At 68.9% G+C, this 25,666-nt stretch carries 17 protein-coding genes and 4 pseudogenes; 18 read left to right on the top strand and 3 right to left on the bottom strand.

Going from position 1 to position 25,666, the window contains the following annotated elements; translation table 11 throughout:
* A pseudogene (locus AC07EJ_RS44575) lies at positions 1–335 on the bottom strand (integrase core domain-containing protein); the annotation flags it as partial.
* Between the two features lie 459 nt (positions 336–794).
* On the opposite strand from AC07EJ_RS44575, the gene AC07EJ_RS44570 reads away from it, so the two are divergent.
* Genes AC07EJ_RS44570 through AC07EJ_RS44545 form a run of 6 tightly spaced genes read left to right on the top strand, consistent with a single transcriptional unit; the run spans position 795 to position 6,944 of the window.
* Positions 795–2,084, top strand: a complete 1,290-nt coding sequence (locus AC07EJ_RS44570; RefSeq protein WP_389488575.1) for an ABC transporter substrate-binding protein — start codon at positions 795–797, stop codon at positions 2,082–2,084.
* A gap of 53 nt (positions 2,085–2,137) precedes the next feature.
* A complete protein-coding gene (locus AC07EJ_RS44565) occupies positions 2,138–3,100 on the top strand; it encodes a carbohydrate ABC transporter permease (RefSeq protein ID WP_389488573.1) in 963 nt (320 codons plus the stop codon).
* 2 nt (positions 3,101–3,102) lie between these two features.
* On the top strand, positions 3,103–3,969 hold the full coding sequence (locus AC07EJ_RS44560; RefSeq protein ID WP_389488571.1) for a carbohydrate ABC transporter permease: 867 nt from the start codon (positions 3,103–3,105) through the stop codon (positions 3,967–3,969).
* A 5-nt stretch (positions 3,970–3,974) separates the two neighbouring features.
* Complete coding sequence (locus AC07EJ_RS44555) at positions 3,975–4,577, top strand: hypothetical protein (protein WP_389488569.1); 603 nt, start codon at positions 3,975–3,977, stop codon at positions 4,575–4,577.
* The gene (locus AC07EJ_RS44550; protein ID WP_389488567.1) at positions 4,570–5,592 is read left to right on the top strand and encodes a LacI family DNA-binding transcriptional regulator; all 1,023 of its coding nucleotides are present in this window, start codon (positions 4,570–4,572) and stop codon (positions 5,590–5,592) included. The genes AC07EJ_RS44555 and AC07EJ_RS44550 overlap by 8 nt, the downstream gene beginning before the upstream one ends.
* A gap of 2 nt (positions 5,593–5,594) precedes the next feature.
* Positions 5,595–6,944 carry a Gfo/Idh/MocA family oxidoreductase gene (locus AC07EJ_RS44545; RefSeq protein ID WP_389488565.1) on the top strand — a complete coding sequence of 450 codons (1,350 nt, stop codon included), beginning with the start codon at positions 5,595–5,597 and terminating at the stop codon, positions 6,942–6,944.
* 144 nt (positions 6,945–7,088) lie between these two features.
* On the opposite strand, the gene AC07EJ_RS44540 is transcribed toward AC07EJ_RS44545, so the two are convergent.
* Positions 7,089–8,285 (bottom strand): Gfo/Idh/MocA family protein, encoded by a 1,197-nt coding sequence (locus AC07EJ_RS44540; RefSeq protein ID WP_478886380.1) that lies wholly within the window; start codon positions 8,283–8,285, stop codon positions 7,089–7,091.
* A 458-nt stretch (positions 8,286–8,743) separates the two neighbouring features.
* On the opposite strand from AC07EJ_RS44540, the pseudogene AC07EJ_RS44535 reads away from it, so the two are divergent.
* Positions 8,744–9,050 (top strand): annotated as a pseudogene (locus tag AC07EJ_RS44535) (Gfo/Idh/MocA family oxidoreductase); the annotation flags it as partial.
* Here AC07EJ_RS44535 and AC07EJ_RS44530 read toward each other — a convergent pair.
* Positions 9,050–9,481, bottom strand: coding sequence for a LysR substrate-binding domain-containing protein (locus AC07EJ_RS44530; protein ID WP_478886379.1), 432 nt, complete (start codon positions 9,479–9,481; stop codon positions 9,050–9,052). The pseudogene AC07EJ_RS44535 and the gene AC07EJ_RS44530 overlap by 1 nt on opposite strands.
* A gap of 279 nt (positions 9,482–9,760) precedes the next feature.
* Here AC07EJ_RS44530 and AC07EJ_RS44525 point away from each other — a divergent pair, with 279 nt between their 5' ends.
* The 11 genes and pseudogenes from AC07EJ_RS44525 (at position 9,761) to AC07EJ_RS44475 (ending at position 25,590) form a co-directional block, all read left to right on the top strand.
* A complete protein-coding gene (locus tag AC07EJ_RS44525) occupies positions 9,761–10,429 on the top strand; it encodes a GntR family transcriptional regulator (protein ID WP_389488559.1) in 669 nt (222 codons plus the stop codon).
* Positions 10,430–10,436: 7 nt separating this feature from the next.
* Positions 10,437–10,766: pseudogene (locus tag AC07EJ_RS44520) on the top strand (dihydrodipicolinate synthase family protein); the annotation flags it as partial.
* Between the two features lie 45 nt (positions 10,767–10,811).
* Positions 10,812–11,559 (top strand): annotated as a pseudogene (locus AC07EJ_RS44515) (transposase); the annotation flags it as partial.
* Positions 11,560–11,686: 127 nt separating this feature from the next.
* Positions 11,687–12,940: an extracellular solute-binding protein gene (locus AC07EJ_RS44510; protein WP_478886378.1), complete on the top strand. Its 1,254-nt coding sequence runs from the start codon at positions 11,687–11,689 to the stop codon at positions 12,938–12,940.
* Positions 12,941–12,954: 14 nt separating this feature from the next.
* Positions 12,955–14,091 (top strand): ABC transporter ATP-binding protein, encoded by a 1,137-nt coding sequence (locus AC07EJ_RS44505; protein WP_389488555.1) that lies wholly within the window; start codon positions 12,955–12,957, stop codon positions 14,089–14,091.
* Positions 14,088–15,002, top strand: a complete 915-nt coding sequence (locus AC07EJ_RS44500; protein ID WP_478886377.1) for an ABC transporter permease — start codon at positions 14,088–14,090, stop codon at positions 15,000–15,002. The genes AC07EJ_RS44505 and AC07EJ_RS44500 overlap by 4 nt, the downstream gene beginning before the upstream one ends.
* Positions 14,999–15,847 (top strand): ABC transporter permease, encoded by an 849-nt coding sequence (locus tag AC07EJ_RS44495; RefSeq protein WP_389488553.1) that lies wholly within the window; start codon positions 14,999–15,001, stop codon positions 15,845–15,847. Before AC07EJ_RS44500 ends, AC07EJ_RS44495 begins: the two co-directional genes overlap by 4 nt.
* Positions 15,848–15,885: 38 nt before the next feature.
* Positions 15,886–17,277, top strand: a complete 1,392-nt coding sequence (locus AC07EJ_RS44490) for a glycoside hydrolase family 28 protein (RefSeq protein ID WP_478886376.1) — start codon at positions 15,886–15,888, stop codon at positions 17,275–17,277.
* A 208-nt stretch (positions 17,278–17,485) separates the two neighbouring features.
* The gene (locus tag AC07EJ_RS44485; RefSeq protein WP_478886375.1) at positions 17,486–19,777 is read left to right on the top strand and encodes a glycoside hydrolase family 28 protein; all 2,292 of its coding nucleotides are present in this window, start codon (positions 17,486–17,488) and stop codon (positions 19,775–19,777) included.
* A gap of 613 nt (positions 19,778–20,390) precedes the next feature.
* Positions 20,391–23,177 (top strand): family 78 glycoside hydrolase catalytic domain, encoded by a 2,787-nt coding sequence (locus tag AC07EJ_RS44480; RefSeq protein ID WP_389488546.1) that lies wholly within the window; start codon positions 20,391–20,393, stop codon positions 23,175–23,177.
* A 196-nt stretch (positions 23,178–23,373) separates the two neighbouring features.
* The gene (locus AC07EJ_RS44475) at positions 23,374–25,590 is read left to right on the top strand and encodes a hypothetical protein (RefSeq protein ID WP_389488544.1); all 2,217 of its coding nucleotides are present in this window, start codon (positions 23,374–23,376) and stop codon (positions 25,588–25,590) included.
* Positions 25,591–25,666: the final 76 nt, after the last annotated feature.

Below are 25,666 nucleotides of genomic sequence, written 5' to 3'. Positions count from 1 at the left end.
ACCACGCTCGCGGTCGGCGGCCTGCCCGGCCTGCTCCGCCGCTTGCTGTAGTCCCACTTGCGCGCGATAAGTCTGCGGTGCCACGCCGGCACAGTCGTAGGCGCCAACGGAAAAACGCGCGCCCACCGACGCCGTGGGATCAGCGCAGACAACGCCGCGAACCACAGCTCGTCCGCCGGCGCCTACCGCACCGGTCCCTTGAGCTGCCTGCGCAGCACCGCGTTCTCATGCCGCAGCACCAGCAACTCAGCATCCTTTGCCGCGCGTCGGCGTAGCAGCACCGCCGGGACCGACAGCAGCTTCCGCGCCACGTGATACACCAGTGAGACGAGCATCCGGACAGGGTTCCAGGAGCTCACAGTGGCGCGCCAGACCCTCTCCGAGCAGCAGCGATGAGTTTCCGAACGGCACACCAGGAACAGCCAGCAGTCCCGCACCAGCTCGAGCCCAGGCGGCTCCTGCGCACACGCGTCCTCGGCGGAGTCATCAACGAGTACCGATACGCCGCTTGATCTGCAGCGATGACTTTCCGAGCCCCACACCGTCTCGCAGATGATCTCTACACGGATGTCCAGGCCGGGGCCTTATCCATCGATCCGGAACCCCTCGGGGCAAGCGCTTTCTGTAGGATCTTGCAAGCGCTCGCAGAGACTTGTCAAGAGGGTGTGCGGCAATGGGAGTTGAAGCGCTTTCTGCCTTGTGAGAAGCATTGACGCCCCTACGAGCGCATGCAAAGGTCCGACCTCATCACGCCGTCGAAACCACCGTCGCCGAACCGCTCGTGGAGGCCCCCTATGGGCAATGACGCCCCCTCCCGCCGCACCACCCTGTCCGCCCTGCTGGCCACCGGCCTAGGTACCGCGCTCACAGCCTGCGGCGGGCCCTCCCGGTCCGCCGGGGGCGGCGGCACCGTCACCCTGCGCTACTTCTTCTGGGGCGACAACGTACGGGCCGAGCTGATCAACAAATGCATCGCCGTCTTCGAACGCGCGCATCCGAAGATCAAGGTCAAGTCGAGCTTCGCCGCCTTCGACTCGTTCTGGCCGAAGCTGAGCACCGCCGCGGCTGGCGGCAGCCCGCCGGACGTCATGCACATCGACTACGCATGGATCCGCACGCTCGGCGAACACGGAGTCCTCGCGAATCTCAGCGAGCACACCGGTCCCGGCAAGGAGATCGACGCCACCACGCTGGTGTCGTCGCTGCGCACCGCGGGCATGGTGGAGGACCGCCGCGTCGGACTGCCCCTGTCGCACAACAGTGTCTCGGTGCAGTACGACGCCAAGGTGTGGGCCGCCGCCGGGGCGCGGGCGCCGAGTGCGTCGATGAACTGGGACACGTTCATGGAGCAGACCCTCCAGGTGACCCGACACACCGGGCGCAAGCAGTTCGGCATGGACAACCCCGCCCAGAACTACATGGGCGTCGAGACGTACATGCGCCAGCACGGCATGCAGATGTGGACCGAAAAGGGCGAACTCGGCTTCGGCCGCGACGACATGAGCCGCTACCTCGCCCAGGCCAACAACTGGCGCAAGGACGGCGCGCTCGCGGGCCCGGACGTGGTGCCGGAGTCGCTGCCCGGCTACCCCATCAGCACCCGCCGCGTCGCCTCCAACCTGGAGTGGGACAACCAGGTCGGCGGCCGCAGCACGATGCGCGGCAGCAAGCTGACCCTGGCCACGGTCCCCACCGACACCGGCCGCTCCGGCATCTACGCCAAGCCCGGCATGCTGCTCAGCGCCGCCGCGAAGAGCCCGTACGTCAGTGAGGCCGCGCAGTTCATCAACTTCATGATCAATGACAGGCGGGTGGCGAAGATCCTCGGCACCAACATCGGTATGCCGCCCACCATCAGCCAGGAGGGCGCCGCCGAGATCACCGACCCGGCGGTGCGACAGGTCCAGGCGTACGAGAAGAAGATCGCGCCGACGCTCTCGCCGACCCCGCCGCCACCGGCCGACGGCGGCGCCTCGCTCTACGTCTATCTGCAGCGCGTCGCCGAGAAGCTCTTCTACGACCGCATCTCAGTGGACCACGCGGTGGACCTCTTCTTCGACCAGGCGAAGGTCGTCCTCACCTGACTGCAGGGACCGGTACCGGACCGACCGCCTCCCCCTCAACGTACGGAGCCCTCATGGCCTCTACGACGGCGACCGACGCCGCGATACCCCGCACCCGCACACCGTCGAGCATCCCTGCGAAGCAACGCCGTCGGCGCACCAACGACCGTGCCGCGTACGTCTTCCTGACCCCCTGGATGCTCGGCGCGGCCGTGCTGACGCTCGCGCCGATGCTGTTCTCGCTCTATATGTCGTTCACCGACTACAACCTGTTCGACGCTCCGCGCTGGATCGGCCTCGCCAACTACAAGCGCATCCTCTTCGACGACCCCGAAGTCCGGGACACCGTCGGCGTGACGCTCCTCTACGTAGTCGTCGCCACGCCCCTCAAACTCATCGCGGCGCTCGGGGTGGCCCTCCTGCTCCACACCCGCCGCAAGGGCCGCAACTTCTACCGCGCCGCCTTCTACATGCCGTCGCTGATCGGCGCGAGCGTCGGCGCGGCCATCGTGTGGCGGTTGCTGTTCTCCACGGGCAGCGTCGTCGACCGCTTCCTCGGAGGGGTCGGGGTGCACACCGGCGGCTGGATCTCCAATCCGGACTGGTCGTTGATGTCGCTCGTGGCGCTGTCGGTATGGCAGTTCGGCGCCCCGATGGTCATCTTCCTGGCCGCCCTGCAGCAGATCCCGCGGGACCTGTACGAGGCGGCGGAGATCGACGGGGCGGGCCCCTGGCGCCGCTTCGTCTCCGTCACCGTCCCCATGCTCTCCCCGGTGATCTTCTTCAACCTGGTCCTGGAGATGGTGCACGCCTTCCAGATGTTCAACTCGGCGTTTGTGCTCTCCAACGGCACGGGGGGCCCGGCCGGTTCCACCCACGTCTACTCGATGTACTTGTACGAACTCGGCTTCAACGACTTCCGGATGGGCTACGCGGCCGCCCTGACCTGGGTGCTGCTCCTGGTCGTCGGCGTGATCACCGCGGTGCTGTTCAAGACCTCGGGCCGCTGGGTCCACTACGCGGGCGAGGAGAAGTGACCATGACGACGACGCACATCCCCACCGGGGCACCCCGCGCACGTACCCGCTCCGTCGCCTGGCACGTGGGTGCGCTCGCCCTGCTCCTCGTCCTCCTCTATCCGGTGGTGTGGGTGTTCACCGCGGCAGTGAAGCCCGCCGACGAGATCATCTCCAGCTTCGACCTGCTGCCCTCGAAGATCACCTGGGACGGGTTCAGCACGGCCCTGGACGGTATCGCGGAGGTCCCGGCCTGGCGGTTTTTCACCAACTCCCTGTTCCTGGCCCTGGGTTCGGTGCTCGGTAACGTCCTGTCCTGCTCGATTGCCGCGTACGCGTTCGCGCGGCTGCGGTTCCGGGGGCGCGGCACCATGTTCGTCGTGATGATCGGCACGATCCTGCTGCCCACGCATCTGCTGCTGATCCCGCAGTACACGATGTTCCAGAAGGCCGGCCTGATCGACACGTACGTCCCGCTGCTGCTCGGCAAGTTCCTGGCCACGGACGCGTTCTTCGTCTTCCTGATGGTGCAGTTCGTACGCAATCTGCCGCGCAGCCTCGACGAGGCGGCCCTGATCGACGGCTGCGGCCACTTCCGCATCTTCGGCCACATTGTGCTGCCGCTCCTTCGGCCCGCGCTGATCACCACGGCGATCTTCACCTTCATCTGGTCGTGGAACGACTTCTTCGCACCGCTCATCTACCTTCAGTCGCCGGAGAAGTACCCGCTGCCGATGGCGCTGCGCCTCTTCGTCGACTCGACCAGCAGCCAGGACTACGGGGCGATGCTCGGCATGTCGGTGCTCTCCCTGCTCCCGGTGATCGTCTTCTTCGTGGCGTTCCAGCGGCTGCTGATCGAGGGCGCGGCGACATCCGGAATGAAGGGCTGAAGGTCATGAACTCCCTTTCTGCGCAGGCCCGTCGGCGCGACACCCCGTACAGCGAGCGCTTCACGCTCTTCGCGGAGGTACTGTGGATCGGGCTGCTCGTGGCGGCCGGTTCGCTGCTCGTGGTGACCTGGCCGGCAGCGATGGCGGCGGGCTGCGCGGAGGTACGCCGCTGTGTGCCGGACGGGCCCTCCTCCGGTACGGCTCGGCGCTTCCTGGCGACCTGGCGGTCGGCGCTGCGCGGCGGTACGGCGATGGGGGCGCTGGGCCTGCTGGCCCTCGCCTTCCTCGCCGCCGACCTGCGCCTTGCGGCGTCCGCCGGAGATCTGCCCGGGTTTGGGCCCCTCGCGCTGGTGGTCGCCGGGGCGGCCGGGGCGGTGATCGTGGTGCAGGTGCGGCTTGCCGCCCACTGGTCGCTCGCGGGGCGCTGGTCCCGGCCGGGCCGGGATCCGGCCGGGACGGCCATGCTGGGCGGGGCGGTGCTCGTATCGGCGGTGTGCGTATGGCAGTTGATGCTGCTCGCTCCGCTGGTGGCGGGGGTCCTCGCCCTGGCTGCGGTGGCAGTGGACCGGCGTCCGGCCCGCTCGCAGGGACGGGGGCACCATGGCTGAGGACGACCGGCGCAGAGGCGGCGGGGCCGTGGGCGCCGAGGATGTGGCGGCCCAGGCCGGCGTCTCCCCCTCCACGGTGAGCCGCTGCTTCGCCTCCCCGTACCAAGTACGCCCGGAGACCAGGGCCCGCGTTCTCGTCGCGGCGGAGCGGCTCGGCTACCGGCCCAGCCGGATCGCCCGCTCGCTCGCACTCGGTCGCACCGGGACGCTGGGCTTGATCGTGCCCGACATAGCGAACCCCTTCTTCGCCGTGATCGCCAAGGCGGTGCAGGCTCGGGCCCGCCGCAAGGACTACGCGGTGTTCCTGGCCGACACCGATGAACACCCCGACGACGAGTACGAGTTGGCGCTCACCCTGGCCCGCCAGGTGGACGGGCTGCTCCTGGTCTCCCCGAGGATGGATGAGGACCGCCTCGCCGAGGTCGTACGGCAGGTGCCCAGCGTCGCCGTGAACCGGAGCGTGCCCGGCGTGCCGTCCGTCGTCGCGCCGAGCGAGGACGGTCTGCGCCAGGCGGTGGCCCATCTGCACGCCCTCGGCCACCGCCACCTGGCGCTGATCCTGGGCGCCCGCAACTCCTGGTCGAGCGAACGGCGCGGCCACGCCGTCCGCCAAGCCGCCGAGCAACTAGAGCTGAAAGTAACAGAGTTCGGACCGCATGAGCCCAAGTTCCACACGGGCGCACAGGTCGCCGACCTGGCCCTCGCGGCGGGGGCCACCGCGGTCGTCGCGCACAACGACCTGATGGCCCTCGGCGTGCTGGCCCGGCTCGCGGAGCGCGGCGTGCGCGTCCCCGACGACGTCAGTCTGGTCGGCGCAGACGACACCCTGCTCGCCACCGCGGCCACGCCCGCGCTCACCTCGGTCCGCATCCCCCTCGCCACGCTCGGCGAACGGGCCGTCGACCTGATGCTGCGCCGCCTGGACGATCCCGACAGCACACCCCACCAGTCCGTCCTGACCAGCGAGTTGATCGTCCGCCGTTCCACCGGACCCGTCCTACGGAAGGAACCCTGACCATGGTCACCCCCGCCACCCGGCGTACCGCGATCGTCGGCACCGGCCACCGCGCCCAGATGTACACCAAGGCACTCGGCGCCCGCGCCCACTACGACATAGTGGCGCTCGCCGACCCCAGCGCCGCCCGGATCGCCCATCACCAACGCCTGCTCGCCGGGCTCGGCAACGGGGAGGCGGCGGCCTGCGGCGTCGACGACTTCGCGGACCTGCTGCGCCGCGAACGCGTTGACGAGGTCGTCGTCACCACGGTCGACGCGACCCACCACCATTACATCAGCCTCGCCCTCGAGGCAGGCTGCCGGGTCGTCACGGAGAAGCCCTTGACGACCGACGCGCAGAAGTGCCGCGCCATCCTCGAGGCGGTCGAGCGGACCGGCGGCGAACTGTCCGTCGGCTTCAACTACCGCTACAACCCAGCCCACGAGAAGGTGTGGCAGCTGCTCGCCGAGGGCGCGATCGGCGAAGTGCGTTCGGTGCACTTCGAGTGGCTGCTCGACGTGCGGCACGGCGCCGACTACTTCCGCCGCTGGCATCGCGAGAAGCGACACAGCGGCGGTCTGCTCGTGCACAAGTCCGGCCACCACTTCGACCTCGTCAACTGGTGGCTGAACGCGGCCCCTTCACGCGTGCACGCCGAGGGCGGTCTGGTCTTCTACGGCCGGGACAACGGCGAGGCCACCGGGCTGCGCCGCGACTACGAGCGCGCTCACGGCGCGCAGCCGGCCGCCGACGACCCCTATGCCCTTCATCTCGCCGCCGACCCGAACCTCAAGTCCCTCTACCTGGACGCCGAATCGGAGCCGGGCGCGGCGTATCTGCGCGACCGTAACGTATTCGGCGACGGCATCGACATCGAGGACGACCTGGCGGTGCTCGTCCGCTACGACTCGGGCGCCACGATGACGTACCACCTCACCGCGTACTCGCCGTGGGAGGGCTACCGCGTGATGTTCAACGGCACGGCGGGACGCCTGGAGCTGGAGGTCGAGGAGAACACGTGGCAGCGCCCGCGGACCTCCGGCGACGCCGGGAAGGCCGCGCACGGAGGCGTTGTGATGGACAATCCGGGCCGCACTCGCATCCTGCTGCGCCCGCTGTGGCAGGAGCCGCGCGAGGTGACGTTCGAAGTCGCGGCGGGCTCGCACGGAGGCGGCGATCTGCGCATGCTCAAGGAGCTCTTCGGCCCGCTCGGCGACGGTTCGGACGAGGGCGTGGTCCCTGCCGCGGGCAAGGGCGCGACGGCTCATGACGGGGCGCGGGCCCTGGCGGTGGGCATCGCGGGCAACGAGTCACTGGCAACGGGCCTGCCGGTGGACGTGGCGGGTCTGTTCGTTGGTGCGGGTCACTGAGTGGTGCAGGAGGCGGGGGCTCGCGAATGCCAGGTGTCCCCGCCGTCCGGCCGGCCGGCCGGCGACGGTCGGCACTCCACCTCTGCGGGAACCGCGGCAGGCAAACCCCGCCGCAGCGCCGGGGGTTGCGGCAGTGAGGCCGGATCAGTGAGGCCGGACCGCCTCGCTCACCGTCGCCTTCGCCCAGGGCGTCCCGAGCTCGCTAAAGAGGGCGAGGCGCCTCGCGCTCTCGTCGGTGAGGGCGTCGACTCCGGGGATCACCCGACGCTCATGGGGGCCTTCGCCGACCGGGTGCCAGACGCCCGGCGCGAGCTGCACCGGCTCGGCTGCGGTCCGGACGGACTCCACGACGCGGGTGAACGCGCCGCTGCGGGCGAGCGGGCTCAACAGGTCCGTCCCGTCCCTGAGATGTTCGAGGAGGTTGTCCAGGAGGTCGGTGCGCGGATACGTGAGCCGTTCGGCCTCGTGGCCCGGGCGTTCCAAGAGGACCCGGTCCTCGGTGTAGTGCAGGGTGATCCGCCCGGCCTCGCCGTGCACGAAGATGTACGGGGCGGCGTTGGCCTCGGCGCACAGGGTCGCCGCGAGCGTCACCTTCGTGCCGAGCGCGGTGGTCACGCGCACGCAGGACGTGTCGTCGGCCTCGATGTCGTGGGCCCGGTAGAGCTCCATCTCCACTGCTGCAACGTCCTGTTCGCGGTCACTGCCGGCCACGCGCAACGCCGTGGCCAGGGCGTGGGCGAGAGGATTGGTGAGCACGCCGTCGACCACGTCCACCGCGGCGTGGGCTCCGTCATCGGTCTTGAAGCGCCGGTGTCCGGCCCAGGGGGAGCGGGCGTAGTAGCGGGCCTCGCGCACCCATGCCCCGGCGCCGCCGACCCCCACGGGGCGCCCGATGGCGCCATCGGCGACCAGCCGCCGCACGGCGTGCACGGCCTCGGAGCCGAAAGACTGGAACCCGACCTGGCACACCCGGCCCGACTCGGCGAGCCCTGCCGCGAGTTGGCGGAAGCCAGCGAGCGAGGGTGCGGGCGGCTTCTCGACCAGGACGTGCGCGCCGGCCCGTACGGCGCTGAGAGCGAGCGGTACGTGGGTGTGCAGGGGGGTGCTGATGACGGCGACCGACGGCTGTGTGCGCGTGAGGAGCGGCGCGAGGTCTGGGGACTGCACGATCGAGTCGAACGGCCCGAGTCCCTCCAACTCGTCGGCCGTGAGCGGTGCTTGGTCGCAGACCCCGACGACCCGCACCCGTCCTGTGTCGGTGAGTCGTCGCAGGTTGGCCAGGTGCGTACGGCCGTAGCCGCGACCGCCGACGAGGACGACGGGGGTCGGCTGTGCCCTCACGGCTCGATGGTGAAGGCGGGCACCGTCCCGGTGCGGGGCGTACGGGGCTCGAACCAGTGCATGGCACTCCTGGACCTGTCGCGGGCCTTCATGGGCAACTCGTCGCGCCGCTTCCGGGGATCGGTCTCCGAACGGCGCTGATACGTTTCAAGCGATTGAAGCAAGTGCCTGGTTACTAGTCAATGCACCTCCCGAACGGTGCTTGGACCGCGAAATGTGCCAGGCTGAGCACCTCTGTGGAGGCGTGATTGAAGCGTTCCAAGTCCTGAGCCTGACCTTCGCGTTCAGCGACCCGGACCGGGCGCCTGCGCTTGCCCATCCGCAGCACTTCGGGCGAAGGTTGCCCGCGCTGTGTCCCGCGGAGATCAACTCCCGTGCATCCGAGGCTTGTCCCGGTATTCGGCCGCACCTAGGGCGAAGTTAGAAAGCTCTTTCTGTAATCTGTGGAAGCCGAAGGAGTGCGCACCCCATGGCCTCAGAGCCCCAGCCCCCGCCTCCGCGCCGCAGTCGTCGGCGCCGGCGGCGTCGTCACCGGCAGTCATCTGCCCGCCCTGAGAGCCCACGCGGCCGACGTCGAACTCCTCGCCGCCGTCGACGTGGACCAGGAACGCCTCGGCGCTTTCTGCGCCGAAGCCGGCCAAGGCGTCGCCGGTTACCTGGAGTTCGACGTCATGCTCGCCGAGCAGCGCCCCCGACCTCGTCCTCATCGGCACGCCACCCTCCTTGCACCGGCAGCAGACTGTGACCGCCCTCGAGGCCGGTGCCTAGTCGAACTCGCGTATGTGCACCGAGCCCTGCCGGGCCGCCAGCTGATGGGCCGCCGGCAACGCGGCGACGAACGGCTCGCCAGCCACGGTCCGCGACGACAGTGCCGGCGACGAGACCGGAGGCCGCACGATGCCCAGGTCGAGGCTCGACTCGGCCAGGGCCTGGAGCTGGTCGCGGGTGACCAGCTCGCGCAGCACGACCTCCACCGCGGGCACGACGTGCGAGACGACCTTGAGCAGACGGTCGAGGACCGAGTGGGCGGCCGCCGCGGTAAACCCGACGGCCAGGCTCCCGGCCTCACCTTCGGACACCCGGCGGGCGGCGAGCGCAGCGAGCTCCGACCGGCGCAGGTGCCGGCGGGCCTCGGTGAGGAAGACCCGCCCCGCGGGGGTAAGCCGCACGGCGCGATGGGCGCGATCGTCTTCCATGCTTTTCGGCCCGCCACTGAAAGCCCTTACTGTCACGGTCCGCCACCTGCGGTCGGATCTCCTCGCCCGGCCGGAGCGCGGTGATGTGGCGAGGGGCGCGCCGTCCCTCATTGTTCCAACGGTCATGAGCGACTGTGGCGTTGACGTGCCCGCAGGCGGAATGGCCGCTTTCGGAAACTCTCGCGCGCTCCATTGACCGCCGGTGCGAGGAGACCTAGCGTTTGGAACGTTTCAGATATGAGATCTCATGCGCCGCCCGCTCAACTAGGAGCAAACAGCGTGTCCGAGAACCTCGTCCCATGTCTGCGTGCCCGGCCGGGCGGCTTTCCGTCCCGCACGGAGGCGGTGTCGGAGTCCATCAAGCACGCCATCCTGACCGGTGCGCTGCGGCCCGGGCAGGCACTCGTGGAGGCCGACCTCGCGGAACAGCTCGGTGTCTCCAGGACGCCGGTATGCGAGGCGCTTAAGGCGCTGGTCGGATCCGGCCTGGTTGCCACGAGCCCCTGCAAGGGCGCCGCCGTGTGGGAGGTGAACCGCAGGCTGGCGCGCTGCGTGAATGACATGCGCATGATGCTGGAGCCGGTCGCCGCGGCCTGGGCGGTCGCCCGCGAACGCCGGTGGGACGAGGCCCTGCGGGCGCTGAACCGCTCCGACCAGGCCGCGGCCGCCGCCGAGCGCGCGCCAGCCGACCGCGACTTTCACCAGGCGCTGTCCGGAGGCTGTGGCAATCCGCTGCTGGTCAAGAGGCTGGACGAGCTGCGTGACCGGACCGCGCTGGTGTCGAGCGTCGCCCGTTCGCGGCAGCGGTCCTGGAAGCAGGAGGCCCGTGAGCACCGCGCCATCCTCACCGCCACGGAGAACGGCGAGGCGGAGCTGGTCTGCGGCCTGATGCACAGTCATATTGGCACCTTCATGGCACGCAACTTCCCCGAGCGCGAATCGGAGTAGGGCACCCATGAGCCTGGAGACACAGGTCTCCACCGATCCGCTGGTGGCGCTGCGCGAAGGTCTGCCGAGCGTCGTTGTGATGTCGGTGACACCGTTCCTGGAGGACCGCACGGTGGACGGGGACAACCAGGTGGCGCTGATCCGCCGCCTCGTCGACAACGGCGTGGAGGTGGTCACCCGCAATGGCGACACCAGTGAGCTCTCCACTCTCGACGAGACCGGGACTCGGCAGGCCGCGAAGTCGGTGGCCGTGGACGGCCGAGCCGAGGTCGTGGCCGGTGCCGGCGTCAACCTTCAGAGCGCGGTCGAGGCCGCAAGGCACGCGCGTGAAGCCGGCGCCGGCTCGATCACGGTGCATCGGCTCCGCGGAGGGCTGGATCCCCGCACCAGCAACCGCGTACGCGTCCTGCTCACCCAGTTCCACCCCAGCCTCGAACGCGTCCTGGGCCCCCGGCTCGATCACCCTGCGGTGACCTGGCTCCTGGAACGCGACGGGTCTCCTGCCGCCCCGCGAAAGGCGGGCCGACGCAGGCTCGTTGAAGTGATCCGGCCCACAGCCCCGCGCATGGCTCAGCGACTGATCGACGAGGTCTTCCACGCGCTCGACGAACAGACCGTCATCGTGCCGGGCACGGGCACCCTCGACATAGTCGTCCCGTCGCTGTCCGGCTTGCTCGCAGCCGTTCACGAACAACGCCGAGCTCTGGAAGCCCAGATCAACACCCTGCTGGAGGAGCACCCTCTTTCCCAGGTCCTGATCTCGATGCCGGGGATCGCGGTCAGGACCGCCGCAGTTCTGCTGGTCACCGTCGGCGACGGCACCAGCTTCGCCACCGCCGCCCACCTCGCCTCCTATGCCGGCCTCGCCCCCACGACCAAGCCGTCGGGACCTCGATCCACGGCGAACACGCGCCCCGCGGCGGCAGCCGGCAGCTCAAACGCGCGATGTTCCTGTCCGCGTTCGCCGCCCTGCACGATGCAGTTTCCCGCACCTACCACGACCGCTGCCGGGCCCGCGGAAAGAGCCACACACGGCACTCCTCCGCCTCGCCCGACAAGGCATCAGGGTGTTGTTCGCGATGCTCCGCGACGGCACCTTCTACGAACACCGAACCCCACGCCTCGCTTGACGAAAGACAGAGAGGCACCCCCCCGGCCGGGCAGTCCACCACTGCCGTGCGCGCGCCACTGCCACCGTCCGCACCGGTACCAGATTGCACGTCACCACCTAGCCACCGACCGAAGGGCTCTACCGCCATGTCCCAGAACGCCCAGATGCCCGTGACCTCCGCGAGAAGTCTGTCCCGCCGCCGCGTGCTCGGCACCCTGGCCGCGGGGGCGGCTGCCGCTCCCGTGCTCGCCGCTTGCGGCGCCCCCGACAGCGGCAGCAGCGGTAAGGCAGCCGCCCCGACCGCTCTGGCCACGAAGCCGTCCAAGCCGGTCGCCCTGAACGTCCTGGACGTCGCGGGCAACTTGAAGCTCACTCAGCCGATCCTCGACGCCTTCAAGGCCAAGCACCCCGACATCGTCTCGAAAATCACCACGAGCACGGGTACCGCACCGGAGCTGGCACCCAAGGTGCAGGCCCAGCAGCAGGGCGGCAACGTGCAGATCCAGTTGGTGCTGACGGGCACCGACGGCCTGTCGGCAGGCATCCAGAAGGGCCTCTGGTACAACCTCAAGCCCTACTACCCGACCTTCTTCCCGGGCCTGATGTCCAACTACCAGACACCCGCCGCGTCCATGGCGGGCCTCGCCCAGGACCAGGGCATCGAGATCGTCTGGTACCCCTCCGGACCGCTGCTGGAATACGACCCGGACAGGGTCACCACCGTCCCCACCACCACGGACGCGCTGCTTGACTGGGCCAAGGCCAACCCCGGGAAGTTCCAGTACGCCCAACCGCGCAACTCCGGCCCGGGCCGCACCTTCCTCATGGGTCTGCCCTACCTGCTCGGCGACTCCGACCCGACCGATCCGACCAAGGGCTGGGCCAAGACCTGGGCCTATCTGACCGAGCTGAACAAGTACGTCTCCAGCTACCCGACCAAGACCTCGGCGATCATGACCAACCTGGCCCAGGGCACGGCGCACATGATCACCACCACCACCGGCTGGTACATCAATCCGCGGGCCGAGGGAACGGTCCCGGCGTCCATGAAAGTGGCCAAGTTCGACCACCTCACCTGGGTCAGCGACGCCCAGTACGGCGTCATCCCCAACGGCGTCTCGGACGGCGAGCTGATCGCGGCGATGAAGCTGCTGGCGTTCATCCTCACGCCCGAGCAGCAGGCCGTCACCTACGACCAGGGCTACTTCTACCCCGGCCCGGCCGTGCAGGGCGTCACGATCGACCAGGCCTCGGCCTCCTCGCAGGAGGCGATCCGCAAGTACGGCGAGCCGGCCTTCGGTGGCTGGATCTCTGGCAACCCCATCAAGAACTCGCTTCCCGCCACTGCCCAGGTCACCGCGTTCGACCTGTGGGACAAAAGGATCGGCTCGACCAAGTGAGCACGGGGACGGAGATGACGACTGCCAACAGCGCCCGTGCCGCCGGCGCGGCCGGCACCCGACGCGACTCCCAGCTCGGCGAGCTGCAACTGCGCGGTGTCAGCCGCGACTACGGCACCCACACCGCCCTGCATCCCCTGGACCTGACCATTCGAGGCAGCGAGTTCGTCGCCCTGCTCGGCCCCTCCGGGTGCGGCAAGACGACTGCGCTCAACTGCCTGGCCGGGCTGCTCCCGCTGACCTCGGGCGAGATCGTCCAGGACGGCAGGCGGGTGGACACCCTGCCGCCGGAGAAGCGCGGCTTCGGGATGGTGTTCCAGAACTATGCGCTCTTCCCGCACCTGACTGTGCGCGCCAACGTCGCCTTCGGCCTGAAGATGCGCGGCATGGGCAAGGAGGAGACCCGGCGGCGCGTGGAGGACGTGTTGAGCCTGGTCCGGCTGTCCGAGCACGCCGGAAAGCACCCCGCCCAGCTCTCCGGTGGCCAGCAGCAGCGTGTCGCGATCGCCCGCGCCATCGTGATGGGGCCGCCGCTGGTGCTGATGGACGAGCCGCTGTCCAACCTGGACGCCGCGCTGCGGCTGGAGATGCGCAGCGAGATCCGCCGCATCCACCAGGAGTTCGGCCTCACCACCATCTACGTCACGCACGACCAGGAGGAGGCGTTGTCCCTGGCCGACCGGCTCGTCGTGCTCCACGCCGGCCGGGTCAGCCAGGTCGGCACGCCTGCGGAGCTGTACGAGCACCCGACCGACACCCACGTCGCCGCGTTCATGGGCTACCGAAACCTGCTGCCGCTCACCGTCCAATCGGCCGACGCGCAGGGCGCGGTCGCCGAGGGCGGGGGCGTGCGGCTGCGCGGCACCGCGGTCGGGGCGGATCAGTTGGTGGCCGGGCAGCGCGTCGCCGTGGCGATCCGCCCGGAGGACCTACGCCTGGCCGAGGAGGGCGAGCAGCCCATCGCCGCCGCCGTCGCCGAGATCGTGGAGTACCACGGGCGGGTCCTGCACGTGGAGGCCGTCACCGACGAGGGCGTCCGGCTGCACCTGAAGTCCCGCCGCCCGGTGCAGCCGGGCGACGGGGTCGCGGTCGCCGTGGACGCCGAGCGAGCGTTGTTCTTCGCCGTGGCGGGCGAGGAGGGGGCCTCATGAGTGCCGCGACGGCCCCTACCGCCGCGGCGGGCACGGCCCGCCCCGCCCTGCGTCACCGGCTCGCCGAGCGCGGCGTGGACCGCATGCTGCTGCTCATCCTGCCGGGCGCGCTCGCGATCGTCGCCCTGTTCTGCTACCCGTTCCTGTACGGCCTGCAGCTGTCCTTCCAGCCGGCCAAGGGCGGCGCTCTCGGCGCCTACCACCAGTTCTTCACCGAGCCCTTCGCCCGCAAGTCGATCTGGGCGACGTTCTCGCTGGCCATCCCGGCGACCGTGATCAACGTCGGCGTCTCGGTGCCCATCTCCTACCGGATGCGGCGGGAGTTCCGCGGCAAGCGGCTCCTTCTAGCACTGCTGGTCGTGCCGATCACCCTCGGCACCGTCCTGACGGCCGAGGGGATCCTCGAGTTCTACGGCCCCGCAGGCTGGTTCAACCGCACCCTGCACGCGCTGGGCCTGACGTCCTCGCCGATGCACCTGACCATGAACTACACCGGCGTGCTGCTGTCGCTAATCATCAGCGGCTTCCCGTTCGCCTACCTGCTGACCCACTCCTACCTCTCCGGGATCCACCCGAGCCTGGAGAAGGCCGCGTCCACGCTCGGCGCGGACTGGTGGAAGCGATTTTGGTACATCACCTTCCCGCTGCTGCTGCCGGGACTGATGACGACCTTCTGCCTCACCTTCGTGATGTCCTTCGCCGTCTTCCCCTCCGCGATGATGGTCGGGGATCCGGACGGAAAGACCCACGTCATCTCCATCGAGGCCTATGAGTCGGCACTTCAGCGCTTCGACTACGCGCAGGGTTGCGCCGACGCGATGATCATGACGGTTCTCATGCTCGTCGTCATCGCCGTGGTCACCGGCCTGCGCTCCCGGATGTACAGCGGAGCCACCGGAGGCAAGGGATGAGCGCCGTCGTCGACACCCCGCCGCGCCGCAGCGTCGCACTACGTCCGGGGACCTGGCTCACCTGGGCGGCGCTGGCGTTCTTCTTCGTCAACCTGCTCGGCGTGATCGGCACCGTGCTGCTGAACTCCTTCGGCAGGCGATGGTTCGCCGGCTGGCTGCCCAGCGGCTGGACCACCGCCTGGTACGGCGCCGCCTGGAAGGAATTCAGCCTCGGTCAGGTGCTCACCACCACGATCGAGGTGTCGTTCGCGGTCGTGATCCTGTCCCTGGTGCTCGCCGTGCCGGCCTCGTACGCGCTGGCGCGTCGGAACTTCCCCGGCAAGAAGCTGTTCACCACGCTGTTCGTGCTGCCGATCCTCGTGCCGCCGATCGCCTACGGCATCCCGCTGGCCACCGTGCTGTACAAGTTCCACCTGGCCGGCTCGGTTACAGGCGTGGTACTGGCCAACCTGGTGCCGTCGATCCCGTTCGTGGTCTTCACGATGACGCCCTTCATCGAGCAGATCGACCCGAAGATCGAGCACGCGGCGCGCATGTGCGGGGCCTCCACCTGGACGGTCCTGACCCGCATCGTGTCACCGCTGCTGTTGCCGGGCATGCTGGCCGCCGGGATCCTCGTGCTGGTGCGCACGTTCGGCATGTTCGAGCTGACCTTCCTCACCTCCGGGCCGACCAGCCAGACGCTGATCGTCGTCCTGTTCTCCGCGGTCAACTCGGCGGGCATCCGCTCCACCCAGTCAATCGACGCCATGGCAGTGCTCTACACCGCCTCGATGGCCGTCCTGCTGCTCATCGCCCTGCGTTTCGTCAACCCCACCCAACTTGTCGCCCGGTCCTCGGACTGAACCCGACCGCACAACGGACCCGAAAGGTCGTGACCGTCATGCCCGAGTCCCCCTCCACCCGCCGGCAGGTGCTGCTCGCCGCGATCGCGCTGGGCGGCGCCGTCGCGGCGCCGGCCGTCTTCGCCGGCAGCGCCGCCGCCCTGACCTCCGACCAGGCCGCCGACGTCGCCGCGAACAAGATCGTCGCGAGCATCCGCCGGCCCCGCATCCCCCAGCGGGACTTCCCCATCACCCGCTTCGGCGCGGTCGCCGACGGCACCACCGACAACACCGCCGTGCTGCGGGCCGCCGTGCAGGCCGCCCACGCCGCCGGCGGCGGCCGGGTCGTCGTGCCCGCCGGTACCTGGGCCACCGGCCCCATCCACCTGCTCTCCCACGTCGAACTGCACGTCGCCGCCGGCGCCACCCTGCGGTTCTCGACGAACCCGGCCGACTACCTGCCCACGGTGTACAGCCGCTGGCAGGGCATCGAGCTGATGAACTACTCGCCGCTGATCTACGCCCACGGCCAGCACGACATCGCCGTCACCGGCTCCGGCACCCTCGACGGCCAGGCCTCGAAGGCCACATGGTGGGGTTGGGGCAGCCCCGGCGGCAGCGACTTCGCCGCACTGGAGGCCGAGGCCAACGCCGGTGTGCCGGTGGAGCAGCGGGACGGGTCGAAGTACCACCTCCGACCCTGCTTCGTCGAGCCGTACCGCTGCGAACGGGTGCTCATCGAGGGCGTCACCTTCAAGAACTCCCCGTTCTGGCACCTGCACCCGACGCTGTGTCAGGACGTCACCGTGCGCGGGGTCACCGTCGACTCCGACGGCCCCAACACCGACGGCTGCGACCCGGAGTCCTGTGACAGCGTCCTCATCGACGACATGTCGTTCAACTGCGGCGACGACTGCATTGCCATCAAGGCCGGCCGCAACACCGACGGGCGGCGGGTGAATGTGCCCTGCCAGAACATCGTCGTGCAGAACTCCACCTTCGCCAACGGGCACGGCGGCGTCACCCTCGGCAGCGAGATGACCGGCGGCATCCGCAACGTCTACGGTCGCGACCTCGCAATGAACTCTCCCGCCCTGCAGTCGGGCCACCGCCTGAAGACCAATTCCGTGCGCGGCGGCTTCTTGGAGAACACCCACATCTACCGGGTGGACGGCAAGACCATCGGCGGCCCGCTGCTGTTGATCGACTTCAACTACGGCGAGGGCGACAGCGGACCGTACCTGCCGACCGTCACCGACATCAACCTCCGCCACTGGACTGTCGCCCAGGCCGCCCAGGGCTGGGACATCCAGGGCTATCCCGAGGACCCGGTCGGCACGGTCCGGCTCAGTGACATCACCGTGGCGAGCCCGCTGACCAAGCCCAACATCGCGGTCAACGTACTCGACCTCGAACTCGACAACGTCGTCATCAACGGCGTGCCCCACTGAGCGGAGCGCGGACAGGGCCGCGAGGCTCGCCGCTGCAGAGTTCACGGAAGACCGACCCACGTCATCACACATTCTTGGAGCCTTCTGCATGCACCGTCGCAGACAGCACACGAGCCAGCGGCTTTGGCCAGCGGTTGCGGCAAGCGCTCTCGCCTGCCTCTCACTGACCGCCGCGACAGCCTTCCCCGCCCACGCCGCGGACCAGGCGGTGAAGTCCACCGGCACCGTCGTGGTGGGCAGGCAGGACTCCGCCCCTGCCCTCTTCACCGTCGGCACCTCCACTGTGACCATCCAAGCGGGTACCACCGTGCCCCAAGTGCTCGCACAGCTCATCGCATCCGACCACTCCCGTCAGAGCCGCAGCATCGTCGATGCATCCGGCACCGTCAGAGACACCGGCCCCGTCACGGCAGGCGACCATCTCACCGTCACGGCCGAGGACGGACACTCGACGCGCAGGTACGCCTTCGCGATCCACGATCCCGGGGCACACAAGCGGGACGGTGTGTACTGGAACCAGCCGGTGTACGACCGCACCGACAGCACGGTGAACGCCCACACTCCGGTCTTCCCCGACCGCCCTTGCGATGTGGCCGCGCCTCGATACCAGTCCCTGGTCCGCCAGGCCACGGAGACGTACGCCGTGGGGAACGAGGCCGGCGATCCGGCTGCCACGTCCTCACCTCTGGTCTTCCGGTCTCGGCAGGTGTGGTTCTACGGCGATGCCATCAACGCCGCCATCAAGGACTGCCACAAGGCGGGCGGCGGCATCGTCGACGTCCCGGCGGGCGCCTCACGCAACGACGACGGTGCCTACTACTCCGGCGCCATCAACCTGCTCAGTGGCGTCAACCTGCACATCGACAACGGCGCTGTCGTGAAGTTCATGCGCAACAAGACCAACGAGTACTACCCGGTCGTGCGTACCAGCTACGAAGGCACCGACATGTACAACTTCTCGCCGCTGATCTACTCCCTGCACCAGCACGACATCGCGGTGACCGGTGGCGGGACGCTGGACGGCCAGGAGGACATGTGGAACTGGCGGCCCTGGAAGAAGGGTTACTGGGGCGAGCCCTCGGTGGAGAACAAGGACCCTGACGCCTCCTACGGGGAGAACGGTGTCCTGAACCAGATGAACTTCGAGGACATCCCCATCGAGCAGCGCATCTTCACCGACGACGGGCAGCTGCCCGCCACCATCCCGGTCGTGGACGGGGGCAAGGTCCGGCAGGTGCCACCGCCGGCGGGTGCGAAGGCGATGAAGTCGACCTTCCGGCCCCAGTTCATCGAGACCAACGACTCCTCCGATGTGCTCATCGAGGGCGTCAGCATACGCAACACCCCGTTCTGGATCGTCCACCCGCTGAGCTCGACGAATGTCCTCATCCGCGGTCTGGACGTCTACAGCGACAAGACCAAGGACTTCGAGGTGAAGGGCTGGAACAACGACGACGGGGTCGATCCCGAGTCGAGCCGGAACGTGGTCATGGAGGACAACCACGTCACGGTCAGCGACGACGGCGCGGCCATCAAGTCCGGCCGCAACGTCAACGGCCGTGAGCATCGTGCCCCCAGCGAGGACGTCATCATCCGCGACTCCGTGTACAACAACGACGGCGGCAATTCGGCCGCGATCTCCATGGGCAGCGAGATGTCCGGCTCCATCCGCAACGTGTTCATCCACGACAATGTCTTCGAGGGACCCGGACTCGCGATGGCCCTGAAGATCAAGACCAACTCGACCCGCGGCGGTGCGGTCGAGAACATCTACATGCGCCGTTGCGTTCTGCAGCAGGCAACTTCCGGGCTGGTACAGCTCGACGGCAACTACCCGGAGACCGTCCCGTTCCCGAACGCCGACGCCTTCGACCCGACCATCCGCAACATCTACATCGACCGCGTGGACACCGCGCTCTCGATGACTCCCGGGAAGACGACCTTCAGCCTCAGCAGTGCCGCGTCGCGCTCGCCAGTGGAAAACGTCTACTACCGCGATTCGGTCTTCCACACCAACAGCACGCTGCAGGCGGGCTTCGCGAAGAACAAGAACATGAAGAATTTCGTCGTCCAGAACGTCACCTACATCGACCCTGGGACGGGGGCGACCACCCGGTACGACACCACACCGCTGAACCTGCTGGGCAAGACGACGGCGGCGTCCGGCTCCGGCGCCCGTACGCCACTGACAGCCGTCAGCATCGACCGGCCGGACCTGATCACACCGCTATCGAACGCCACCTTCGCCGTCGCGGGGAGGGTCGACCTGTCGAAGCACCCTACGTTCGCCCAGACCGGCACCATTCAGCTGTTCGTGGACCGCGACACCACCCCGGTCGCCCTGCACCTGGAACCGGACGGCAGTTTCCTGAGCGACCCCATCACCCTGGACGACAACCAGAGTTGGTATCGCGACCGGCACTACTTGGCCGTCAACTTCTACGACGGAATCGACATGAACACGGAGGTGTACCAGGTCACCGCTCCCGCACCGGCGTAGTGAGGTTCTGGTTCGGCCGCTACGGTCGACCGTAGCGGCCAAACCCTCAGGCCACCGGCGGTAGACCGAGGCCGGGTGCGCATGGGGAACAACGGTGAGCGCAGCACGGGCCGATGGCGCGGACGAGAACCCGCTGGCTCGCGCGCGGGTCCGGCGCGCGCCCGCCTCCCGTATTCGGGGTGGAGGGCAGGCATTGAACGTTTCAACGCCTTCAATCGAGTCTTCCCCTTCTCGCGCAGCCGGTCGGCATCGACGTGGGGCTGTCTTGCGTCAGACGGACCCCGCAGTGCGGCTGTGGTGCCATCAAGATGGGATCTTCCCAGCTCATGGAGGCATCTCCACCCGTCATCCGAACCCTGAAACGCTGCGGCTCCGATTCAGGACGAGCGATCGGTGCACCATCTCTTGCGCGGCGCCGGACACGGGGTTAAGTTCCCCTCGCCTGAGTCGTTTCAATGGGCCTGCGGCCCTCACCCGGCGACGCGAGTACTCCCACGCAGGGCCGGCGGCGACCCCGACTGCGCCCCGTCCGGCCGCCGGGACCGTCCACGCCGGTTCCCCCCCCCCCCGCACCGCCCCGAACCGCCAGCTGCCACCGAGGAGCGCCCACACCGTGTCATCAGCCCACAGGAACACCGTTGCCCGCCCACGGCGCAGGAGCGTCCTGCTCGCCACCGCAATCGTGACCGCCCTGTCCGCCGCCGCGTCCGGCGTGGCCGTGGCCGCGCCACCCAACCACGCGCCCCACACCCCGCAGCACCTGACGGTCGGTGACCAGTCCCGGCCGCTGGAGGTCGAGGGTGCGCCGCGGTTCGGCTGGCAGCCCCAGGACGTCGATGGCGGCGAGTCGCAGTCGGCCTACGAGATCGTGGTGACGCGCGCCGCCACCGGACCCGATGCCGCGCAGCAGGTCTGGGACAGCGGCAGGATCACGTCAGCTGACGAGGCATACGTCCCTTACCGCGGCCCCGCGCTGGCCGACGGCACCAGCTACACCTGGACCGTGCGCACCTGGGACCGTGAGGGGGCCGCCTCGCAGTGGGCAGCGCCGGCGTCGTTCGACACCGGCATCACCGACGCCGACTGGCAGGCGAGCTGGATCCGCCGCACCACCGGCGAAAAGGACGACTACACCCTGGCCCGCAAGGAGTTCACCACCGGCGCCAGCCCGGTGGTGCGCGCCCGGCTGTACCTGTCGGCCTACCACCAGTACCAGGCGTACATCAACGGCAAGCTGGTGGATCGCGGCCCGGCCTACGCCTACACGGACGAGGGTTACTACCAGACCACCGACGTCACCAAGGAGGTCAAGGCCGGCGGCGCGAACGCGATCGGCGTGCTCTCCCACTGGTACGGCCCCGGTCAGGGTCGCCCCTCCGGCCAGCCGGGCATGCTGGCACGCCTGGTGATCGACCACGCCGACGGCTCGCAGGAGACCGTGCTGTCCGACGGCAGTTGGAAGGTCACCCGCGGCCCGTGGCTGGACGCGGGCTACCGCAACAGCGACGGCCGCGACTACATCGAGTCCGTCGACGGCCGCTTGGTCCAGGCGCAGCAAGGCTGGAGCCGGCCCGGGTTCGATGACTCCTCCTGGCAGGAGCCGCAGGTAGTCGGCGTCCACCCCAGCGGGGTCTTCACGCACCTGCAGGCCCAGCACACCCGTATGCGTTACCAGACCGTGCACCCGGTGAAGGTCACCACACTCGCCGACGGCTCGGTCGTCGCCGACTTCGGGCGGATCATCCCCGCCATGCCGAAGGTCTCGTTCACCCAGGGCTCCTCCGGACACACCGTCGCCCTGCAGGCCGGGTACCTGCTGAAGGCCGACGGAAGCGTGTCCGACTCCTCGCACGACAACCAGAGCACCAACCTGTCGTACTCCTACACCGAGCACGACGGCGCCCAGACCTTCCAGGCCTACACCTACGAGGGCTTCCGCTACCTGCAGATTTCCGGCGCCGGCGAGTCGTCGGACGCCTACTCGATCGCCGCGGTCGTCCAGCACGTGGCCGAGGACCCAGCCCGCGCGGCGACCTTCACCAGTTCCGACCCCATGCTGAACCAGGTGGAAGAGCTGCTGCAGCGCTCGGCGCTGTACGACTCCCAGGAGCAGTTCCTGGACACACCCACACGGGAGAAGGGCCAGTTCCTCGGCGACTCCGTGGACATCTCCCGCGCGCTGATGGCCGGCTCGGGCGACCGGAACCAGACCGCGAAGGCGATCAAGGAGTTCGCGGAGTCGCAGAAGAGATGGTGGCCCGACGGCCGCCTCAACGCGGTCTACCCCAACGGTGACGGGCAGCGCGACATCCCCGACTACACCGAGATGTATCCGGGATGGGTGTGGGCCTACTACCTCAACTCCGGCGACCGCTCCCTGGTCAACGACACCTACCAGGTGTCCCTCAACGTCGCCGACTACGTGCGCCGCTCCATCGACCCCGACACCGGGCTGGTCACGAAGCTCCCAGGTGGCTCCGGCTCCTACGCGAACGGCATCATCGACTGGCCCAACCGCTACGGCTACGACACCGCCACGACCGCACGCACCACCGTCAACATCCTGGCCGTTGACGCGCTGCGCTCCACCGCCGACCAGGCTGAGGCCATCGGGCGCCCTCAGGCCGAAACACACGCGCTGCGCGCCGACGCCGACAAGCTGAGCGCCGCGATCAACGCCCGCCTGCGTCGCGCCGACGGGATCTACACCGACGGCCTGGAGTCCGACGGGACCCAAAGCGCCCATGCCTCGCAGATCGCGGGCGCCTACGCCCTCGCCTTCGGTATCGCGCCCGCAGACACCGAGCAGGCAGTCGCCGACCACATCGCGTCGATGAAGCTCCAGATGAGTCCGATGACGGCCAACTGGCTACTCACCGCCCTGCACAGGGCCGGTCGCGACGACCAGGTGCTCGCGCGTCTCACCGACACCACGTCGCTGGGCTGGGCGAACATCATTGCGCGGGGCGGCACCTTCACCTGGGAGTCCTGGGAGGCTCCGGAGACGGGCGACAGTCTCTCCCACGGCTGGGGCTCGACCGCGCTGGTCGACCTGCAGCAGGACATGCTGGGCGTCACCGCCACCTCGCCGGCCGCCCGTACCCTGCGCGTCGCCCCGCCGCGTGGCACCCGCCTGACCCGCGCAGCCGGCACGGTGTGGACCCAGGCCGGCACCGTCGCCGTCCACTGGAGTACCGGCGGTGCGGGCACCACCGTGACAGTCGACATTCCCGTCAACACCACCGCCGAGGTCGTCGTCCCCGTCAAGGGCGATGCAGCACCGCATGCGCTCGGCGCCGGCCCCGATGGTGCTGACGCCCCGCGTCTGGAGGGCGTCCACGATGGCGTGGCCGTCTACACCGTCGGTTCCGGGCACAGCACCTTCGCGCCGGCCGGCTGACGCACCACCGCCACGGATCGGGGCCGGCCGCAGCGTGACCCGCTGCAGCCGGCACTGACCACCACCGGCCGACCACCACATACCCAGCGCACCCCATCCGGCGACGTCGAGCCCTGCCCCGAAACCGGAGTTTCCGCCGGCGTGTATCCGCGGCTGCCCAACTGCCCACCCATCAGCCCTCACAAGGAGTACATCCATGGAACGCCCATCGCGCTACGACCGTCGGACGGTCCTCCGAGGATTCGCCGGCGTCGCGTCGGCAACCCTGATGACACGGGTGCTCCAAGGGGAGGCGGCGGCCGCCCAGAGGACGCCGCCGACAGAGCAACCCGAAGGGAGGATCGATCGGCACGCGCTCGTCACCCGCCATCGGGTGGTGCGCCACGCCAGCCATCTCGACCTGCCCGTCCAGGTCGGCAATGGCCGCCTCGCCTTCGGTGCCGACGTCACCGGGCTCCAGACCTTTGTCCCGTTCAACACGCTCTCCGACTGGGGCTGGCACGTCGATGCACTACCGCCCGGAAAGCAGCTCTCCGACTACCACGGCACCGTCTGGGAGACGTATGGACGCGACGTCTACTACTGGACCGGAGACAAGGGCCAGCCCGAACTCAACAACTGGCTGCGCGAGAACCCGCATCGGGCGAACCTCGGACGGATCGGCCTGCTGCTGCTGAAGCAGGACGGCACACAGGCCAAGGAAAGCGATCTGACCGATGTCGTCCAGGAGCTGGATCCCTGGACCGGCCTGCTGCACAGCCAGTTCCGGCTCGAGGGCACTCTCGTCACGGTTCAGACGGCCTGTCACCCCGGTGCCGACGTTGTCGCCGCGCGGATCCGATCGGACCTGGTCAGCCAGGGGCGTCTGAGCGTGTTCCTCGACTTCCCCTATGCGACGCGCGCCGGATTCGACAAATTCGAAGCACCGTACGTCGGTTTCTACGACCGCCCCGAACTGCACTCGACGGACCTGCGTGACACCGTGCTGACGCACGCGATGGACGACACGCGATACCAGGTCGGACTGTCCCTGGCGCCCGACGCCCGTATCGCCCGCGTCGACCCGGCAACGCACCGGTACGCGATCACAGGTCGCGGCGACGCCATCGACGTCGCCGCGCTGTTCACACCCGAGGTCACAGGCTGGGTTCCGTCGGCAGCCGAAGTGATCAGGCAGAGCGAGATCTGGTGGCCGCGGTTCTGGAGGACAGGCGGTGCGGTGGACCTGTCAGCCAGCACCGATCCCCGTTGGAAGGCACTGGAACGACGCATCGTCCTGAGCCAGTACCACCTTGCCGTGAACGACGCCGGCAACGACCCGGCACAGGAGTCCGGCCTGGTCAACAACGGCTGGTACGGCAAGTTTCATATGGAAATGTACTGGTGGCACGCTTTCCACTACGCGCTGTGGAACAGGTGGCCGCTTCTTGACCGGAGCGCCGACATCTACCGGCGTTTCCTGCCCACCGCGCGCCGGCGTGCCGAGTCGCAGGGCTTCTCTGGGGCACGGTGGCCAAAGATGACGACAGCGTACGGCGATGCGACCGGCCGTGAGTCGCCCGGTGAACCCACGGCTCTTCTCCTGTGGCAGCAGCCGCACTCCCTGTTCCTCGCCGAGCTCGACTACCAGGCGCACCCCAACCCCGGCACCCTGCGCAAGTGGCAGGAGGTCGTCCACGAGGGCGCTGAGTTCATCGCCTCGTTCGCGAACCGCGACGAGAGCGGGCGGTACGTGATCGGACCGCCGATCATGTGCTGCAACGAGCGCAACGACTCCGAGTCGACCGCCAACCCCACCTTCGAGCTGTCCTACTGGAAATTCGGACTGAGGATCGCCCAACAGTGGCGGGAACGGCTGGCGCAGGGACGCGATCCGCACTGGGACGACATCCTCGACCACCTTGCGCCGCTCCCGGTAGAGGACGGTGTCTATGTGCTGTACGAGGGCGTGCCAGACATGTGGACTAAGCACAACACCAACCACCCGGACCCCATCGCGGCCTATGGGATGCTGCCCGGCGACGGCGTCGACCTCGACACCATGCGGGCCACCACGCAGAAGGTGCGGCAGACCTGGCCGGTAACCGACCTGTACGCCTGGGATTTTCCGCTGCTCGCCCTCAACGCAGCACGGCTGGGGGACACGGAGGCTGCGGTCGACTACCTGCTTCACGAGCGCTACGGATTCACCGACACCGGCCTCCCTGCGAGCGGCAAGAGCGGTGTGCCGTCTCCGTATTTTCCCGCCGCCGGGGGCCTGTTGTACGCCGTCGCGATGATGTGCTCCGGGTGGAGCGACTCACCGTCAGGTGTGCGCGGAGCGCGCGGGCGAAGCGGACGAGACGGCAGCGCCCCCGGCTTCCCGCAGCAAGGGTGGGTTGTGCACTGGGAAAATCTTGCCCCCGCCCTGTAGAAGACCCGGACACGCCATCTCCGCGACCGCGAAGGAGGCCTCGATGGAATTCGAGGATGTCCCGTGGCGGATGGCG

The organism is Streptomyces sp. NPDC045026, from assembly GCF_056432625.1.
Note: the sequence above shows the minus strand (reverse complement) of the source record. Positions and strands in the feature narration are given on the sequence as shown.